At 56.2% G+C, this 17,556-nt stretch carries 14 protein-coding genes; 2 read left to right on the top strand and 12 right to left on the bottom strand.

Annotation, left to right across the window (positions count from 1 at the left end; translation table 11 throughout):
* The first annotated feature begins 31 nt into the window (after positions 1-31).
* Entirely contained in the window at positions 32-1,696 is a 1,665-nt protein-coding gene (locus H8B13_RS11755; RefSeq protein WP_187311016.1) for an ArnT family glycosyltransferase, read from the top strand.
* A gap of 124 nt (positions 1,697-1,820) precedes the next feature.
* Here the strand turns inward: H8B13_RS11755 and lysA are convergent, their stop codons facing one another.
* Positions 1,821-2,963, bottom strand: a complete 1,143-nt coding sequence (gene lysA / locus H8B13_RS11760) for a diaminopimelate decarboxylase (RefSeq protein ID WP_187311017.1) — start codon at positions 2,961-2,963, stop codon at positions 1,821-1,823.
* Positions 2,964-3,150: 187 nt separating this feature from the next.
* Positions 3,151-4,470 (bottom strand): aspartate kinase, encoded by a 1,320-nt coding sequence (locus tag H8B13_RS11765; protein ID WP_187311018.1) that lies wholly within the window; start codon positions 4,468-4,470, stop codon positions 3,151-3,153.
* Positions 4,471-4,824: 354 nt separating this feature from the next.
* On the opposite strand from H8B13_RS11765, the gene H8B13_RS11770 reads away from it, so the two are divergent.
* Entirely contained in the window at positions 4,825-5,700 is an 876-nt protein-coding gene (locus tag H8B13_RS11770) for a DUF2911 domain-containing protein (protein WP_187311019.1), read from the top strand.
* Between the two features lie 150 nt (positions 5,701-5,850).
* On the opposite strand, the gene H8B13_RS11775 is transcribed toward H8B13_RS11770, so the two are convergent.
* The 10 genes from H8B13_RS11775 to bioD all read right to left on the bottom strand — a co-directional run bounded on the left by H8B13_RS11775 (position 5,851) and on the right by bioD (position 17,487).
* The gene (locus H8B13_RS11775) at positions 5,851-6,453 is read right to left on the bottom strand and encodes a hypothetical protein (protein ID WP_187311020.1); all 603 of its coding nucleotides are present in this window, start codon (positions 6,451-6,453) and stop codon (positions 5,851-5,853) included.
* 35 nt (positions 6,454-6,488) lie between these two features.
* Complete coding sequence (locus H8B13_RS11780) at positions 6,489-8,627, bottom strand: glycoside hydrolase family 97 protein (RefSeq protein ID WP_187311021.1); 2,139 nt, start codon at positions 8,625-8,627, stop codon at positions 6,489-6,491.
* 72 nt (positions 8,628-8,699) lie between these two features.
* Complete coding sequence (locus H8B13_RS11785; protein ID WP_187311022.1) at positions 8,700-10,094, bottom strand: alpha-amylase family glycosyl hydrolase; 1,395 nt, start codon at positions 10,092-10,094, stop codon at positions 8,700-8,702.
* Between the two features lie 115 nt (positions 10,095-10,209).
* A complete protein-coding gene (locus tag H8B13_RS11790) occupies positions 10,210-10,515 on the bottom strand; it encodes an antibiotic biosynthesis monooxygenase family protein (RefSeq protein ID WP_222841416.1) in 306 nt (101 codons plus the stop codon).
* 79 nt (positions 10,516-10,594) lie between these two features.
* Entirely contained in the window at positions 10,595-11,566 is a 972-nt protein-coding gene (locus tag H8B13_RS11795) for an MBL fold metallo-hydrolase (protein ID WP_187311023.1), read from the bottom strand.
* A gap of 49 nt (positions 11,567-11,615) precedes the next feature.
* Positions 11,616-12,065: a GNAT family N-acetyltransferase gene (locus H8B13_RS11800; protein ID WP_187311024.1), complete on the bottom strand. Its 450-nt coding sequence runs from the start codon at positions 12,063-12,065 to the stop codon at positions 11,616-11,618.
* Positions 12,066-12,257: 192 nt separating this feature from the next.
* A complete protein-coding gene (locus H8B13_RS11805) occupies positions 12,258-13,622 on the bottom strand; it encodes a M20/M25/M40 family metallo-hydrolase (protein ID WP_187311025.1) in 1,365 nt (454 codons plus the stop codon).
* Positions 13,623-13,905: 283 nt separating this feature from the next.
* Positions 13,906-15,114 carry a beta-ketoacyl synthase N-terminal-like domain-containing protein gene (locus H8B13_RS11810; RefSeq protein WP_187311026.1) on the bottom strand — a complete coding sequence of 403 codons (1,209 nt, stop codon included), beginning with the start codon at positions 15,112-15,114 and terminating at the stop codon, positions 13,906-13,908.
* Between the two features lie 218 nt (positions 15,115-15,332).
* Positions 15,333-16,622 carry an adenosylmethionine--8-amino-7-oxononanoate transaminase gene (gene bioA, locus H8B13_RS11815; RefSeq protein ID WP_187311027.1) on the bottom strand — a complete coding sequence of 430 codons (1,290 nt, stop codon included), beginning with the start codon at positions 16,620-16,622 and terminating at the stop codon, positions 15,333-15,335.
* 214 nt (positions 16,623-16,836) lie between these two features.
* The gene (bioD, locus tag H8B13_RS11820) at positions 16,837-17,487 is read right to left on the bottom strand and encodes a dethiobiotin synthase (RefSeq protein WP_187311028.1); all 651 of its coding nucleotides are present in this window, start codon (positions 17,485-17,487) and stop codon (positions 16,837-16,839) included.
* Positions 17,488-17,556 lie beyond the last annotated feature (69 nt).

Here is a 17,556-nt window from a genome sequence, read left to right on the forward strand (position 1 = left end):
ACATTGCAGCCGCTTTCCACATCCTGTTTTTATGGCTGCTCCCCTTACTTCCCGTTCCTGGCTTTGGCTTTGGCTATTCGTGCTCGGGGGGGCATTTTTTGTTGGTCTGGGTGCGTGGGGGCCGCTGGAAAGCAGCGAGGCTCGCTATGCCGAAATTGGTCGCGAAATGCTGGTCACAGGCGACTGGCTGCACCCGCGCCTGCTGGGTATTCAGCACTTTCATAAGCCGCCGCTTACCTACTGGCTCACGGCTGCCAGCCTGACCATTTTTGGCCCCCACGCGGCCGGCGTGCGCATTTTGCCGGTACTGGCCGTGCTGCTGCAAGTGCTTCTCGTGTATAAGTTGGGCGAGCTGCTTTTTCGCGGCGACCGAGCCCGCGCGCTGGCGGCGGCTGTCGTCTACGGCAGCCTGCCCGTAGTTCTCATTTCGGCCCTCAACGTTACTACCGATGCCTACCTGGCTACGCTGGAGCTGGCGGCTACCTACGGGATTCTGCGCTACTATGCTGGGGGGCAAATTCGCTGGCTCTACCTGTTCTGGGTGGGCCTCGGCTTCGCTTTTCTAACCAAAGGCCCGGTCGGCTTTATCCTGCCGCTGATGGCCATTATCGGTCATTATTTCAGACAGAATGCCGAGCAGAAGCAAGCCCGCCGGCCTTTCACGGTACACCACGCGCTGGGTTTCGGGTTGTTTGTACTGGTCGGGCTCAGCTGGTATCTGTATCTCATAGCCGAGAATCCGGCCTTTATCCGGTATTTTTTGTTTGAGCACACCGTAGAGCGCTTTGCCAATCCCAACACCTTTGGTCGGGCCAAGCCGTGGTGGTTTTATCTGGTGTTGGCACCGGCCACCAGTTTGCCGTGGTCGGTGGCGCTGGTCGCATTGGCCGTGCGTACTGGCTGGGGAAGCGTGCCCCAGCTCTGGCGCAACGTGCTCATTTTCTGGGTGCTGCTGCCGTTGTTTTTCTTTTCGCTGTCCGGCTCCAAGCTGCTGCTATACGTGCTGCCGATATTCCCTGGCATGGCTCTGCTCACGGTCTATTACTTGGGCCGGTGCACCGAGGCAGCGCTGTTTCGCTGGTACGTGGGCATTGTAGCCTTTTTCGGTTTCCTGCTGGCCGTTTTATGTCTGGCACCCGCGTTTGCTGGGGTGCTGGATCTGCCCTTTGCCCTACGTCCAATGACGGCAGCGGTGCCAGCGGCTGGCGTGGTGGTGCTCGTTATTGTGCTCACGCTCTGGGAGCAGGTGCGCGTAGCGCCTCGTTTGCTGGCGGCGGCTGTCATGTTCACGCTCACGCTGCTACTGGCCGCTAAGCCCATTCTGCACCAAAATGAACTGGCCGCCAATGGTACGCGTCCGCTGGCTGAGTTGCTTCGCGAGCGCAAGCTTACGGCGCGGCCCGTGTTGGTGTACAATGAATTGCTGCCTTCCCTGGCGTTTGAGCTAGGCAAACTGCCCGTTTCCCTGAATGACGGCAACCACAACCTCAACCGCGAAACGCAGTTTGAAACTGATAAGCGCTGGCAACAAAACCTGATTTACCTCGCCGATTCCACCCAGCGCCCGGCCCTTGACTGGATGCTTCAGCAACGCCCAGTACTCATTATAAAAGGCGAGCTGAACCCAGAGCGCCAGTGGCTGCTGCCGTATTTCAAGCAGCACGAGACACTGGGCAAATGGACTGTTTGGTATTAGAGAAGATGACGCTCGACGCGGAGTTAAGTCTTTAGGCTGACTTGCGGTCTACTCGTTTATAATTTTACATAGAAAGCCCCCCAGAACTACTCTGGGGGGCTTTTTATGTGATACAATACTCGTTCTAGATGTATACTGCTTCGGCCTTATCCCGCAAGTTATAAGCCGAGCTCATCACCTCGCCATACGCTCCCGCCGAACGGAGCACCACTAAGTCGCCGCGCTTTGTTTCGGGTAAAGGCACCGCACGTCCAAACGTATCCGACGACTCGCAGATCGGGCCTACCACGTCGTAGGGCTGAATTTCGCCTTGGCTGCTGAGGTTTTGGATGTGATGATGACTACCGTATAAAGCAGGCCGAATCAGCTCGGTGAGGCCCGCGTCGAGGATGGCGAACAGGGTTTGCTGACTGCGCTTCACGTACAGCACCCGGCTTACCAGCGTGCCGCTTTGCGCTACAATGGCGCGGCCCAGTTCCACGTGCACCTGCTGGCCCGGCCGCCGAATCAGGTGTTGCTCGAAGGTACGGAAGTAGGCCTCGAAGTCGGGGATAGGGTTCGTGTCGGGGTCGTTGTAGTCGATGCCCAGGCCGCCGCCCACGTTGAGGTGTGGTAATTGGTGGCCTTGCTCCTCAAGCCAGGTTTGCAACTCGTTTAGCTTCTGACTAAGCTCGGCAAATACCGCCAAATCAGTGATTTGCGAACCAATATGCGCGTGCAAACCTACCAGCTCTAGGTTGGACAGCGTTCCTAACTGCTCCACCACGGCCGGCAAATCGGCAAGCCCAATCCCGAATTTATTGGCTTCCAAGCCCGTCGTGATGTAGTGATGGGTCTGCGCGTCCACGTTCGGGTTCACGCGCAACGCCACCCGCGCCCGCCGGTTTTGCCTCCCAGCCAGCTCGTTTAGCACCTCCAGCTCCTGCGCCGACTCCGCATTAAAGCACCAGATGTCCGCCGCCAGCGCCCGATTGATTTCCGCATCCGTTTTGCCAACGCCCGCAAATACAATGTCCTGGGGGGCAAATCCGGTGTCGAGGGCACGCTGTACTTCATTGGCGCTCACGCAGTCGGCCCCAAGGCCGTGCGCTTGAATAAGACGCAGGATGGGTTCATTGGCGTTGGCTTTCAGGGCATAGTGCACATGAAACCCCCGCGGCCGCGCCGCCTGCTGTACCGCTTCAAGCGTGCGCGTGAGCAAGCCCAAGTCATAGTGGTAGAAAGGCGTAGGACGGGAGAAAAGCTCGCCGGAAAGAGAAAAGGACATTTGTAAAGTAATAAGCAACGAGAGCCCCAACCCCTAGCCCCTTCTCCTAGGGGAGAAGGGGAACTAGCTTTAATTTTTAGAAAGCTAGTTATAGTTAGAGGTCTAATATTTAGAATTAGTCCCCCTTCTCCCCTAGGAGAAGGGGCTAGGGGTTGAGGCTCTCGTTGAACAAGCTTAGAAGAAATGACTACCGCTGAAACAGACCCGCGTTCAGCGCTTTCAGCGTCCGCGTTTTGTCGGCGGTGTGCACCAGTAAGCTGATATTATTGGGCGAGCCGCCATAGGAAATCATCCGTAGCGGAATATCACCTAAAGCATTGAACACCAGTCGCGCCGAGCCGTGGTTTTCCTGAATTAGATTGCCAACCAAACAGATGATGGTCTGATTTTCATCGATTTCCACGTTGCCAAAATCACGCAGGTCCGTTAAGATTTCCGTCAGGTGCGTGGCATCGTCAATTGTCAAGGAAACAGCAACTTCCGACGTCGTAATCATGTCGATAGGCGTGCGGTAGCGCTCAAAAACCTCGAACACGCTGCGCAGAAAACCGTGGGCCAGCAACATGCGGCTCGACTTAATCTTGATAGCCACCAAGCCATCTTTAGCGGCTACCGCTTTAATGGCCTCCGAGCCGGTTTTGCTGGAAATGAGCGTGCCGGGCGCCTCCGGCTGCATGGTGTTAAGTAGGCGCACGGGAATGTTGTACTGGCGCGCCGGCAGCACGGAGCTAGGATGCAAAATCTTAGCGCCGAAATAAGCCAGCTCGGCCGCCTCGTCAAACGACAGCTCGCGGATAGGGTAGGTGCCCTCTACCACGCGCGGATCGTTGTTGTGCAGGCCGTCGATATCAGTCCAGATCTGGATTTCGTCGGCCCCGGCAGCCGCCCCGATGAGCGAGGCAGAGTAGTCGGAGCCGCCGCGCTTCAGGTTATCTATATCACCCTTCGCGTTGCGACAAATGTAGCCTTGCGTGATAAACAGCTTTTGGCCCGCGTGGGGGGCAATTTGCTGGGCCAGATGCTCCCGAATGTAAGCGTCATCGGGCTCGTCGTTGGCGTCGAGGCGCATGAACTCCAACGCGGGCAGCAGTACCGCATCCTGCCCGCGAATGGCCGTCAGGTAGCGGTGAAACAGCAGTGTACTTAGCAGCTCCCCCTGCGCCAGAATCACCCGCTCGCCGGAAGTCGACAGGGGCTGACGCATCAGGTTGAAAATCGTTTTGAAGCACGTACCTAGCTGACTGATAGCTTCTTCGGCTACTGCTGGTTCGGGCAGCAGCTCACGGGCTACTATTATGTAATGCTGACGCAGAATCTCGGTCTGAGACGTAGCGGCCTGGATTTCACCTTCAAAAAGCAGCTTCGCAATAGCAACCAGCGAATTGGTTGTACCCGACATGGCCGACAAGACTACAATGCGCGGCTCGGAACTTTGAATGAGGTCGGCCACAGAACGCATCCGCGCCGCCGACCCGACGGATGTACCGCCAAACTTGAGAATTCTCATGAAAAATATTGGGCGTAAGAGCCCCCAAGTTACGGCCCAAGCCGCAAGATGTGAAATGATGTCTTTGCTGGGGGGCTTTTTAAAGGTCTGAATGCTAGAGACACCATCAAACCTGCGCACGATGCAAGAAGCGAATTACTCCTCGAAACGTTATTCAGAAGTAGCTGAAAAGGTGTAGACGCATACTTGCGTCTCGTCTTCCGCGCCGCCTGGGGTTGTTTAGCCACAAGACGCAAGTATGCGTCTCTACACCTTTTCAGCTAACTCCAACCGCTTTCTTTCCTCTGACTTGCGCAACTCTTTCAATTCGATGGTTACTATATTTAAACTGCTCCCATCCTAAATGATCTGCCCATGAAACCGCGTGTTCTCCTTACTATTCCTTTCCTCAGTGTAGCCTGTTTGCTAGGGTCCAACCCTTACGCCCAGGCTCAGCAGGCGTTGCAGATTCCGGTGGCCAGCCCCGCCGTGCGTATCCGCCAGGATTTTTCCGCTTCCTTCGTGGAACTGAGCTACTCGCGCCCCTCTAAAAAAGGCCGTGAGATTTTCGGTAAGCTGGAGCCCTACGGCCAAGTATGGCGCACGGGCGCTAACACCAATACTAAAATTCGCTTCGGGGAAGAAGTGAAATTCGGCGGCCAGACTGTGCCAGCGGGCACCTACGCCTTATTCAGTATTCCCGGCCCCAAGGAGTGGACGCTGATTTTGAACCGGGATACTGCGCAGTGGGGCGCCTACAGATACAAGCCCGAGATGGACGTGGTGCGCGTAAAAGCTATTCCCACCACTCTGCGCGACCCCGCCGAAACCATGAGCCTGACGCTCGAAAACCTGAAGCCATCGGCCGCCGACCTCACCCTGCGCTGGGACAAAACTCAGGTAAGCGTGCCCCTCACCGGCGACTCCGATGCGCAGGTAGAAGCCCAGATTGCGCAGGCCATGCAGGGCGAAAAGAAGCCCTATATCAGCGCCGCGCAGTACTACTACAACAATAATAAAGACCTCAACAAAGCTCTAACCTGGCTAGACGCTGCTATAAAGCAACAGCCCAGCTACTACGCTTATTATTGGAAGGCCCGGGTGCTGCAAAAATCCAAGCGCCCAGATGAGGCCACCGCGGCCGCCAAGCAGTCGTTGGAGCTAGTAAAAGCGGAAAAAACGCCGTCAATCAAAGAGGAGTATATTCGCCTGAATCAGCAGCTGTTAGCGGATATTGGTAGTAAGAAATAAAGTGGCCGCGCTATAAAGTTCTCTCGTCATTAACGATCAAAAAAGCCCCCAGACACTACGTCTGGGGGGCTTTTTTGATCGTTATATAACTGTACAACACGGGTAATCCACGACTTGCGACGCGTTGTTACAGTGAATGATTACATTAGGCTATTTTCCTAAGCTTTGATCCATAATAGTATCAAATCCAAATAACCCCTTTCTTAAAGTAACCCTAGCATAACTGTAACCTTCTGTGTCAAAGCCACAGGGAAAAAAGATTTCTTTGTTTACACCCTTGACATATACTTCTACATAAGGGTCACGACACCCATACCTGCCTTGGGCTAATTTTCCGGATTTAAGAATCGAAGCTCTTACAATTGATGGGCTATCTGATGGAAAATAATAGTTCAGGCTCATGAATAGGTAAACAATTATTCCACCCCAAGATGTGAGGTTATATAGTAGTTGAAGGAAAAAATTGTTTGTATCAAGATATATTCTAAAAATACCTCTAGTGAATATCGTTACTGTTAAAGCAATAACAAAAGCAATTGATATAAGAAGGTTGCTGCTTATTAATGTTTTTCGGTAAAGTATAACCTCACACACAGACAAGAGTAAACCAGAGATTATTAAAATTGATATAATAATCTCTGCTACTAATTTCTTTTTCTCTTTGCGTTTATGGTTTAATCTGCTGATTTCTTGCTTTTGTGCTCTACGAAGCTTGGGACCTAGACTCTTTAATTTGTTATTATGTAGGGTCATAATAAAACGTTGTAAAGTGTTTTTTGAAAATTACTCTACAATTTCCGTCCCTTCAGCTTCTGCAGTTCCTCCCGCGTCGCGGGTTTCAGGCTGATGGCCGTGCCGCCGCCGGGAGCCAGTTGCAGCGGCAGCTGGGTGCGACTATCCACTAGCACTTGCCGGATTTGGTAGGCCATAGGATTCTTTTCCCAGTCGGCATCCTTGGCGTCGGCGTAGATGGTGGCGGTGTAGCGAGCCTTGGGGGGCAAAAAGTCCAGCTTTATGGTCTGGCGGCGGGCCTGCTCGTCGGTGATGGCGCCGAGGTACCACTCGTCTTTGCCCTTGGCTTGGCGGGCCGTGACGATGTAGTCGCCGGGTTCGGCGGCCAGAATGCGGGTGTCGTCCCAATCCACGGGCACGTCTTTGATGAACTGGAAGGCATCGAGGTGCTTCTCGTAGGCTTCAGGTAGGTCGGCGGCCATTTGCACGGGGCTGTACAGGGTCACGTAGAGAGCCAGTTGCTTGGCTAGCGTGGTATGCACCTGGCGGCCTTTGTTGGCGGTCGGGTTCCAGGTTTCCAGCTTGATCTGGAAGATGCCCGGTGTGTAGTCCATGGGGCCGCCCATGAGGCGGGTGAAGGGCAAAATAGTCTCATGTTCAGGCGGATTGCCGGTGCTCCAGGCGTTGAACTCGTTGCCACGCGCAGCTTCCGCCGCCAGCCAGTTGGGGTAAGTGCGGTGCAAGCCCGTCAGTCGCACCGACTCGTGCATATCCACCATAATCTGCTGCTGGGCCATGTTGGCGGCCGTGCGGTTGTAGTGGTTCACCATCCACTGCCCGTCGTGGTGCTCGCCGCGCGGGATGATACGGCCCACGTAGCCAGTTTTTACGGCGTCGTAGCCATGCTCTTTCATGAAGCGCAGCGCCTCATCTTGGCGACGCTCGTAGTTGGTCACGGAGCTGCTAGTTTCGTGGTGCATCATCAGCTTCACGCCCTTGCTGGCGGCGTAGCGCTGGAGTTCTTGCACGTCGAAGTCGGGGTAGGGGGTCACGAAGTCGAACACTTCCTCCTTCCAGTTATTGGCCCAGTCTTCCCAGCCCACGTTCCAGCCTTCCACCAGCACGCTCTGCAAACCATGCTTGGCGGCAAAATCGATGTAGCGCTTCACGTTGACGGTGTTGGCACCGTGGCGGCCGTTGGGTTTCAGCTTGTTCCAGTCAGTGGTAGCCAGCTTGATGTTGCTGGTGTCGGCGTAGTTCCAGCTGGCTTTGTTCACGTGCATTTCCCACCACACGCCCACAAACTTCTGGGGCTTAATCCAGCCTGTATCCGTGATTTTGCTGGGCTCGTTCAGGTTCAGAATCAGCTTGGAAACCAGCACTTCGGGCGCTTTGTCGCTGACGATAATCGTGCGCCAGGGCGTATGCTCAGGAGCTTGCAGATACGCTTTCGCGCCGGTGGCCGAGGGTACTAGCTGACTGGTGAGGCCAAAGGTTTTAGTGTCCACGTTCAGCATCATGGCCGGATAGTTCACCAGCGCCGCCTCATGGATGTTCACGTACAGCCCGTCCTGGGTCTTCAGCATCAGGGGCGTCTGGACCCGCTGGGGGGCTGATTTTAGCTGGATGGGTTCGATGGGCGTGGTATTTACCTCGCTCAGGCGGGTGGTGCTGTAGGTGTACTCGTTGGAGTCGTAGTCGCCCGGAATCCAGAAGGTTTTGTGGTCGCCGGTAAGGTTAAACTCGGTGTTCTCCTCCTGCACGGTGAAGTAAGTGAAGCCCGGCTGGGCCGGAAACTCATAGCGGAATCCCAGCCCATCATCGTACAGACGAAAGCGTACCACCAGCCGCCGGTTCTTCGCGGCGGCCTGCTGCAAGGTCACGGCCAGCTCCTTATAGCGGTTGCGAATCTGCTTCACCTCGCCCCACACTGGCGCCCACGTTTCATCCGTCACCGACGAGTCGATTTTGGCAATGGTAAAGCCTTTATCAAAGCCGGGTTGATCTTGGAGTAGAACAGCTAAGCGGCTGGGTTTTACAACTGGCTTTGCCCCGAACTGAAGTTTGTAAGTAGGCTCACCTGTGGGGCTTAGCTGGAAGTTAAGCGTAAGCTTTTTAGAAGGCGAATGGAGGGTTTGGGCCAGAGCCGGGATGCTCAGACATGTAGTTAGCAGCAGAAGGGCGGTTTTTTTCATGAGCTACATTATCGAATCCGTTTCATGGGAATTGCGAACTGGATTGGTACGGTTGCTACCGAATAGGTAGAGTTAGTTGCGCAAAATCAGGTACTGATAGGGCTGCAAGTTAAGCTGAGTCGTCATGGCCAAAGGCTGCCCACTTAAGGCATTGAGCCAAGGCGAGTTGACGAGGCTGGTAGGCACCTGATAGTTAATAGCCGAGTTGCGAAGATTGACCAGCACCAAGACTCTCTCGCTGCCGACAGTTTTCGTGAACGCGCACACATCGTCGCTGCTGTAGGAGGTAAGCGCTCCATTGCGCACGGCGTCGCTGCTATTGCGGAAGCGGAGGATGCTTTTGTACTCCTTGGTCACGGCCGGGTTGAGCGACCAATCAATAGCGCGGCGCGCTCCCATGAAAGGTAGGCGGGCGGGAAATCCTACCTCTTGGCCATTGTAAATCATGGGCGTACCGCGCATGTAAGCGGCCACCACAAAGGCCGCCATCGATCCTTGCTGACCATTAAATAGCTCCTGCGGCGTGCCTTCGGAACTGTTGATATCGTGGTTGGAGGTGTAGCGCAGCATGCGGGCACCGGCCGGAGCATTAGCATAATTCGCCTCGTTGAGATTGTCGAGGAGCTTGACGCTGACACGTTTCGCGAAAATATCCTTCATGGTGTTCAGGAAATCGAACCCGTAGCGGAGCGGAAAGCCAGCCTGGAAGTAGTAAGTCTTATCCGATCCTTCGGCAATTAGGAGCATCTTATGCGTGCTAATCGAGTTCAGGTTGCTGACGGCTTCGGTGAGAAACTCATAGGTTGGGCCGTCGGCGTAATCGATGCGGTAACCATCAATATTGGCCTGGAAAACCCAGTACCGCATGGCCTGAATCATGGCCGCCCGCATGGAGGCATTAGCGAAGTTTAGTTGGGCCACATCGGTCCAACCCAGGGGCGGGTTTTTGATGTTGCCCGCGCCATCTTGCTGATACCAATCCTTGTGGGCCGTTATCCAGGGGTGGTCCCAAGCGGTGTGGTTGGCCACCCAATCGAGCACGACGGCCATGCGGCGGGCGTGGGCACCGTCCACGAGGGCCCGTAAATCGGCCAGCGTACCGAGTTCAGGATTCACCGTCATATAGTCTTGTATCGCATAAGGCGAGTCAAAAGCCTTTAGCTTACCAACAGGATAAACAGGCATCAAATACACCACATTGGCCCCCAGTGCTTTGATAGAGTCGAGGCGAGCTATTACGCCCTTGAAGTTGCCTTGCGCACTAAACGCCCGCATGTTCACCTGATACACCGTAGCATTTGCAGCATCAGGTACTTCGGTGAAAGGTGTGCCGTATTGAGCCGGATCGGCCGTAACGGAAGGAATAACCGGGGTAGTGGGGCTGATGGTTGTTCCTTTACTGCATGAAATGAGCAGTACAGACCAGCACAGAAAGGCTACCTTCCGTATGAGTTTTGGAGTATGCATAGTAGTTGGGTGGGGGCAGTGAAGCACGTATAGTGACTGATATGTGCTTCGGTAAAATCGTTTTGCTTGGCACAAATAAAGCACAAGCATAGCTCAACGCACGGCTTGTTGTTACTTAAAAGTCAAAGGTCTCGCAGTGAACTACGTTAGCCTCGAACTCCAGTAGGTAGCGTGCGTCGTCGGGATAATAGCGCGCTTTTTCGGAGTCGTCGCCGGCAAACTGTTTAATGCTTTCGTAGCTGTCCCAGCGGGTTACAGTCCAGAAATGACAGATTTCGCCTTCCACGCTGCGGAGCACTTGCACGCCTAAGTTGCCGGGTGTTTTCTTGTAGTCGGTTAGGCCGGATGCTTCCAGATATTTGAGGTACTCATCGGCGTGGTGAGCGTGCGTCACGCCGTGCCAGATTCTGGTGATTATCATGCTTTTCTTATTCGTAGTTCAGGTGATTGTAGCTAGGCTATTTCTTCTGTGTAAATAGCGGATATAGCCTAATACAAAGCTAGAACTGTAGCAGCTTCCCCTGCTCCGGAAAGATGAGTTTCAGCTGCAACGAATTCGCTTCGGTGAGCTGCTTTTTGATGGCCGCTTCATTGCCCGGCGTGGGCTTCATGTGGGTGATTACGACCGGCAGCCCGCGTACTGCAGCAGCGCCCGTTAGCTGGCTAAGCGCAGTCATTTCCTGCATAAGCAAAGCCGGAGTGAGGTGCCCGAATAGCTGCGCCGGAGGCTGGGCATTAGCGTAGGAAGTTTCGATGAAAATGGCCTTCAACTGACCTGCTTTCACCAGTGGCTGAATGGCTTGCCATAAGTTGCGCAGCTGGGGGGCTTTTTCAACAGCATCGGCACCCGTGTCGCCGAGGTAGAGCAGGTAATTATCCTGACTGCGAATCAGGAAGGCGGCGCTTTGGTAGGGCTTGGCATGACTCAGCACAAACGTCTGGACGCGCAGAGCCGTGTTTTCGAGGGCTTTTTCCTGGTTGGGTGCCAGGGGCCGAAGCTGATATTTGCCCAGGGCCGGCGGGGTGCCGCTGCTGCCGAAGTTGGGCCAGGTTCGCCAGTTGAAGTAATCGTTTTGAATGATTTTCAGGCAATCGGACAGGCCGTAAATGCTCTTGGGCGAATCGTCGGTAGCGTTCAGCAGTAAGCCCGCCACGTGGTCGAGGTGGGCGTGAGAGATGAGGTAAGCTTTGATATTGTTGCGAATTACCTCGCCTGCCGGCCCCGCAAATACCTTGCGTGCAATGGCCTTTTCTACGCCGCTGTACACGGTGCCCGCATCCAGACACACGTAGGAAGCAGAGCCCGCCGGCGCGACCAGATAGGCGGAAAGGTTGCCTTCGTCCAGTCCGCCCTTCACGCCCAGCGGCACGACGCTGAAGGCGGGAGAAGGCGTGCGCTGCGCGAGTACCCAATGCCCCATCAGAAGCAGCAAGAGCAGCAAGCACCGTTGGAATAAACGCGTCGTCTCCATACCCACAAGGTAGCTATACATTCAGCGTATCAGGCTGCCAAAACCAGTTTTACACCTGAGTTGAGTGCTTAGCCCATTCTTCCATCGTCAGCTCAAATCGGATTTCCCCACTAGCTGTTCGGCCAGTTTCGCGCCAGCCCGATTGTTGGTAAAAAGCTTCGGCCCGCGTTCCCGGACTCGTGCTAAGCCATACAGAATGCTGCGTTTGGCCGAAATACCAGCGCAGCATCAGCGTCTGTAGCTGCCGGCCAATGCCCTGCCGGTCGTAGTCGGGGTGTACAAAGAGCGCCCAAATGCTATGGTCTTGCAGGTCGGCAATGGCGAACCCCACAATCTGGCCGTCGACCTCGCACACCCAGCCTTTACCGCGCCGCGTGATGTAGTCGATGTTGTCTTGTTCCGTTACCCGATCAGGATTGGAAAGCTGATTTTCCCTGACCGCCATGCGCACGGCCATGTACTGCGGAATATCGGCAACTTGGGCTTCGCGGTAGAGCATGGCGGTAAGATACTGAGGTATATTGTTATCAATATCTAGTCATCTCCTAAAGCGAAATCTTGTCCGCGTTTATAGATTAAGCATGACAGTTTAAGGTGTAAACAGCAAGGACAAAAAAGCCCCCCAGATTTAAATCTGGGGGGCTTTTTCACAGTCTGTAATAGCCAAATGTGACGTGAAGCAACAAGCCGCTTACCGCACTACTTTCGGCGTTACAGGCAGACTCTCGTGGCCCTCGGCATCAACAGACGCCACTGCGAAAATGTAGTTGTCTTTGCTGTGGGGCAAATCGGCGGTGGTGCCGGTTACGAAGAACTTCTGCTGCCACACGGGGCTGCTGGTTTCGCGCATGAGCACGTAGTAGCCGGCTGGTTTTTCGCCGGCGGCGGGAGCGTCCCACTTCAGCTCCGTGCGGTTAGTGAGCTTGGCGGTGAGCACGCCCACGTTCTGCGGCGCGGGAGGCGCCCAGGCCAAGCTGGCCATGGTGGCGAGGTTTACACCGGTATTTTTGCGCAGGTACTCGTAGTCGACGAACTCGGGTTTGTCGCCGTACTCGATGCCGTTTTCGGTGCGCAGATCCTGGTGCTGGTGGTTGAAGTTCTCGTTGACCTCCGTGAAGCGCACGGCCGTGAAGCCTTGCTGGTTGAAGGGTGTATGGTCGCCGCCGCGCAGGAAGCGGTCGGGGCGATACTCGATGAGTACGCCGAAGTCATTCAAGTACTGCTCGCAAGTGGTTTTGATGTAGCGGGCCAGCTGGCGGCTGGGCGAGTCGTTTTCGCTGCTCAGCTGGCGACGCATGCGGGCTTCTTCGGGCGTTTCGTTGGCAGGTACGCCCTCACTGAAGATGCGCACGTGCTTAGGATCTTTAATCTCAGGGTCGAAACCGGTGGAGTTGCCCACGATATCATTGTTGAGCATCCCGACAATATTCCAGCCTTCGGCTTTGGCTCGCTTGGCCATGTGTGTCGAGCCATACAGGCCCTGCTCTTCGCCCTGAACGGCCACAAAAATGAGGGTGCAGGGAAACTGCTTGGAAGCCATTACGCGGGCCATTTCCATTACCAAGGCCACGCCGGAAGCGTCGTCGTTGGCGCCGGGCGCGTCGGCGGTGGCGTTCATCACATCGGTCACGCGCGAGTCAAGGTGGCCGCTGACAATGATGATGCGCTTGTCGTTGGGGTCGGTACCCTTGAGCGTGGCCATCACGTTGGCCATCACCACGGGCTTATCGATGCGCCGGCCGTCGGGCTTCACCGTGAAGGTGTCCTGTTCCACTTTCATGCGGCCGCCGCTGGTTTTGGCGTACTTCTTAAACTCCGATTCCACCCAATTTCGCGCCGCCCCGATGCCGCGCTTTTTGCTCTTGGTGTCGCTCAGGGTGTGGCGGGTGCCGAACGATACCATCTTGCGAATATCTTCCTCGAGCGTCTTGGCCGAAATAGCCTCCACCATTTGCTTGATGGCGGGGTCGGGGGTAGATGGGGGGGCATTTTGGGCGCGCAGGGTAGTGAAGCTGACCGCTGCGGCGAGTAGGAGCGTAGAGTGAAGGAATTTCATGAAGGGTGTTTGGAGTGATGGAGTAAGCGAACTATGTGCGTGGTGGGCAAGATTCAGGCAACGGCAATGCGGGAGGCGTAGGAGGTTTTGGTGATGTAAAATACGGCGTACGCCGGAATTGTTAGGAGAACACATGAAAACCGCCCGTCATGCGGAGGCGGAGCCGAAGCAACTCGCGTGCTGACGTGGGGTTAGTAATCCCACGTCAGCACGCGAGTTGCTTCGGCTCCGCCTCCGCATGATGTTCTATAAAAAGAGAAAAGTCCAGAGAGTGGGTAATTCATTACACCAAAGACACCAGCGCGCTGGATGCATTACCGCCAAAGCCTGCTGCATTCACCAGCACCCGCCGAATGGGCCGATTCGGATTAGAAGGTGAGGATAAATAGGTTTCGAACGGCGGCTTAGGCCAGGTTTGGTGAGTGAGCATTTGTAAAGCAAACTCCAGACTCAGAGCAGCGGAAGCGCCAAGCGTGTGTCCCACCAGCCATTTGTTAGAAACAAACAGAGGGACATTTTCTGCCCCAAAAACCCCTGATACTGCCCGGCGCTCAGCGGCATCACCTGCTGGTGTGCCGGGGCTGTGCAGCACCAAGGCATCAACGGCTTCTGGGGGGCAATTTGCTTGCCGCAACGCCTGACGCATGGCCGTTTGAAAGTGCTGTCCATCAGCTGAGAGGCCGGTTTTGCTCGGAATAGCCTCGAAGCCAAAGCCGACGCTTTCCAGCTGAAACTGAGGTGCCGAAGCCGTGGCTGGCTCCGCCGCAAGGGCCGCACGACTAACTCGTTCTAGGGCAAAAACTGCCGCTCCCTCGCCCAGCACGAAGGTGGAAGGTGCGCCCGCGCCAGGGCGGCAAGGCCACTCCTGGGAGGCAAAAGTGGAGTAAATGCCCAGGGCGTGCATCTGGGCAAGCGTAAAATCAGTGAGCGGAGCTTCGGCGCCGCCAGCCAAAAACCGATCGGCGAGGCCAGCGCGCAGCCAGGCCACCGCGTTGCCCAATGCCTGGAAGGCGCTGCTACAGGTGCTGGAGTGGCTGAGCGCCGCCCCACCGATTGCGCCCGCATCGTAGGCCACCCAGCTCGCCACATTGCCCAGCGTCGTGAGCGGCGACGCAGCCGCGGCTACCACCCCATCAGTCAGAAAATCGGCGTGGAACTGTTCTATTCGGCCTGTAGCACCCCGCGAAGAACCAATACTGACACCCAGACTGGCATCCTGCGCTGCCCAGCCCGCCTGGGCCGTGGCTTGGCGGGCGGCAAGTAAGGCCAATAATACGGTGCGGTCGAGCTGGCGGTAGGGGGCGTGCGCGTGGCGCAAGGCCGCAGCTGCTTCCTCCGCTTCGGTGGGCAGGCTGGCAACCGGCAGGACGCGGGTTCCGGTGGGGCGGCTTGAAAAGGCCGACACAGGTGAGGAAGCGACAAAATTGCCCCCCAGCCCCAGCGCGGACACGCTGCCCCGGCCCCGAATCAGAATTAGATCGTCGTCGGACATTAGTTGGATAAAGCTCGATCAGGCCGCAAGCTACGGCTAGTAGATTGAATGATTCCTTGTAAGAATTCCAGGCAGGCGGTCATGCAGAGCGGTAGCGAAGCATCTCGCGTGCTGATGTGAGATTACTAACCCCGATAAACACGCGAGATGCTTCGCTACCGCTCTGCATGACGCGGATGTGTAGAGTGGGTAGATGATTGCTTTTCAGTATGCTTAGCTCAGTCAATCCGCGCTACCACCAAGTCACGCATGGCCCGTACGGTGTCGTAGAGCAGATTTAGCTCTGCGTCGGTGGTGCAGTAGGGCGGCATGATGTAGATAATGTTGCCCAACGGCCGCAGAATCACGCGACGTTGTAAGGCCAGCTGATACAGCTCGTCGCGGAGGCTGCTGAAGTAGGATGTGGTGGCCTGCTCTTCGAATTCCACGGCCACTACGGTACCAAGCAGGCGCACAGCGCGCACGCCGGGTTGGTCCGTTATCTCCACCGCAAACGCCTGATGCGCCGCCGAGATTCGCGCTAAGTCAGCCGTGCAAGCCGGCTCGCGCAGCAGTTCTAAGCTAGCCAGTCCCGCCGCACATGCCACCGGATTGGCCGTATAAGAGTGACCGTGAAAGAAAGTCTTCATCTTGTCATCACTCAAAAATGCCTCGTACACCGGCCCCGTGCTGCTTGTGATGCCCAGCGCCATCGTACCCCCAGTGAGTCCCTTGGATAAGCAGACCATGTCGGGCCTTTCCGTGAGGTAGTCACAGGCGAAAAGCCGACCAGTGCGCCCGAAACCGGTCATTACTTCATCGGCAATGGCTAAAATGCCGTGACGATGGCAGCAGCTAATCAGCTCGTTCAGCACCTCTGCGGAATAGGTAATCATGCCGGCCGTGCCCAGCAGCAGCGGTTCAAAAATGAAGGCCGCCACGTCACCCTGAGCGGCTATAGCTTCCAGCTGAGCCAAGGCTTCGGCCTCGTGGCCGGGCACGGGCACATCGATAAAAGCCACATCAAACAGCAGCGGCGCGAAGGGCGCTGTAAATGCCCCCCGGCTGCTCACGGCCATGGCTCCGAAGGTGTCGCCGTGGTAGCTGTCGCGAAAAGCCACCATCGTGCGGCGAGGCAGGCCGTGGTTATGATGGTATTGCAGAGCCATTTTTAGCGCTACCTCCACCGCCGTCGAGCCGTTGTCGGAATAAAAGATGCGGCGCTGATTGGGGGGCAAAATCTCCAATAATCCTTCGGCCAACTCCACGGCGGGCGGGTGGGTGAAGCCAGCAAACAGGACATGCTCCAGCGTCTGGAGCTGCTGAGCTACCCGCTCCGCGATGCGGGGGTGGGCGTGCCCATGCAGATTTACCCACCAGGAGGAAATGCCGTCGAGGTAGGCAGTGCCGTCTTCGGTGTAGAGCCACGCGCCCTCACCCCGCACAATGGGAATGGGCAGGGGGGCGGTTTGCATTTGGGTATAGGGGTGCCAGAGTACGGCGTGGTCGCGGGCAGCTAGGGTGGGCATGGCGCAAAGGTAAGGGTTGGCCGTGGTGCACCGGCCATTCAACGGATGGCCTCCCCCCCGGCCCCCTTTCCTAGGGGAGAGGGGGAGCCTGACGACAGTCGCTCTACGCGGCTCCGTCGGCTTTCGCCTCAGGTACTACTACCATCCAGAGTAGCATATAGAATAAGCTTCCGGTTGCGGAGGCGCCAGCCGACGGAGCCGCGTAGGCGGAGCGTTAGACTTCCCTCTCTTTGGGAGAGGGGCTGGGGGTGAGGCCCCACGCCCGAAAATCTGCCGCGTAGCGGCTCACCATGGCCGCATCCACCACCGGCTCAGGCCGTAGCCGCGGCAGCACTGGCACGCCGGAATGCTGAAGAATAAACTCCTCCGTGGCTGGCGTTGATTCACCATTAAACACCAATCCGCGAATAGGCAAGCCCCGCCGTTGCAGAGCCTCCAGCGTAAGCAACGTGTGATTGATGCTGCCCAGATAGTTTCGGGACACAACCACCGTCGCCAGCTGTAGTTGCGCCAGTAGGTCAACCAGCAAAAAGCCCGGCGCCAACGGCACAAAAAGCCCCCCAGCGCCCTCCACAATCAGATTATTGGTGGTCTGAGGCAGCACGAAACGCTCGGGCTGAATGCGGATGTTTTCGGCCGCCGCCGCCGCGTGGGGCGAGGCCGGCAATTGAAGGCGGTACGCTTCGGGGTGAAACTGGGAGACCGGATTGGTTACCAGCGCGCGTACCGTGGCTGTATCGGTCGTGGGAGTAAGGCCGGCCTGCACGGGCTTCCAATAATCGGCTTGCAGGGCCTCGGTAAGGATGGCGGCTACTATAGTTTTACCGACGTCGGTGCCAATGCCGGTTACGAAAAGTTGTTCCAAAAAGCGTTAAGTAAGGGAGCCTGATACTAACGGCTGCGTTTGATTTAATTATAGCCTTTCGAAAGGCAA

It is taken from the genome of Hymenobacter sp. BT188 (genome assembly GCF_014333585.1).
Classification (GTDB): domain Bacteria; phylum Bacteroidota; class Bacteroidia; order Cytophagales; family Hymenobacteraceae; genus Hymenobacter.

Coding starts and splice junctions, on each gene's coding strand:
- H8B13_RS11755 (WP_187311016.1), top strand. CDS start 32: ATGGCTGCTCCCCTTACTTCCCGTTCCTGGCTTTGGCTTTGGCTATTC.
- lysA (WP_187311017.1), bottom strand. CDS start 2,963: ATGTCCTTTTCTCTTTCCGGCGAGCTTTTCTCCCGTCCTACGCCTTTC.
- H8B13_RS11765 (WP_187311018.1), bottom strand. CDS start 4,470: ATGAGAATTCTCAAGTTTGGCGGTACATCCGTCGGGTCGGCGGCGCGG.
- H8B13_RS11770 (WP_187311019.1), top strand. CDS start 4,825: ATGAAACCGCGTGTTCTCCTTACTATTCCTTTCCTCAGTGTAGCCTGT.
- H8B13_RS11775 (WP_187311020.1), bottom strand. CDS start 6,453: ATGACCCTACATAATAACAAATTAAAGAGTCTAGGTCCCAAGCTTCGT.
- H8B13_RS11780 (WP_187311021.1), bottom strand. CDS start 8,627: ATGAAAAAAACCGCCCTTCTGCTGCTAACTACATGTCTGAGCATCCCG.
- H8B13_RS11785 (WP_187311022.1), bottom strand. CDS start 10,094: ATGCATACTCCAAAACTCATACGGAAGGTAGCCTTTCTGTGCTGGTCT.
- H8B13_RS11790 (WP_222841416.1), bottom strand. CDS start 10,515: ATGATAATCACCAGAATCTGGCACGGCGTGACGCACGCTCACCACGCC.
- H8B13_RS11795 (WP_187311023.1), bottom strand. CDS start 11,566: ATGGAGACGACGCGTTTATTCCAACGGTGCTTGCTGCTCTTGCTGCTT.
- H8B13_RS11800 (WP_187311024.1), bottom strand. CDS start 12,065: ATGCTCTACCGCGAAGCCCAAGTTGCCGATATTCCGCAGTACATGGCC.
- H8B13_RS11805 (WP_187311025.1), bottom strand. CDS start 13,622: ATGAAATTCCTTCACTCTACGCTCCTACTCGCCGCAGCGGTCAGCTTC.
- H8B13_RS11810 (WP_187311026.1), bottom strand. CDS start 15,114: ATGTCCGACGACGATCTAATTCTGATTCGGGGCCGGGGCAGCGTGTCC.
- bioA (WP_187311027.1), bottom strand. CDS start 16,622: ATGCCCACCCTAGCTGCCCGCGACCACGCCGTACTCTGGCACCCCTAT.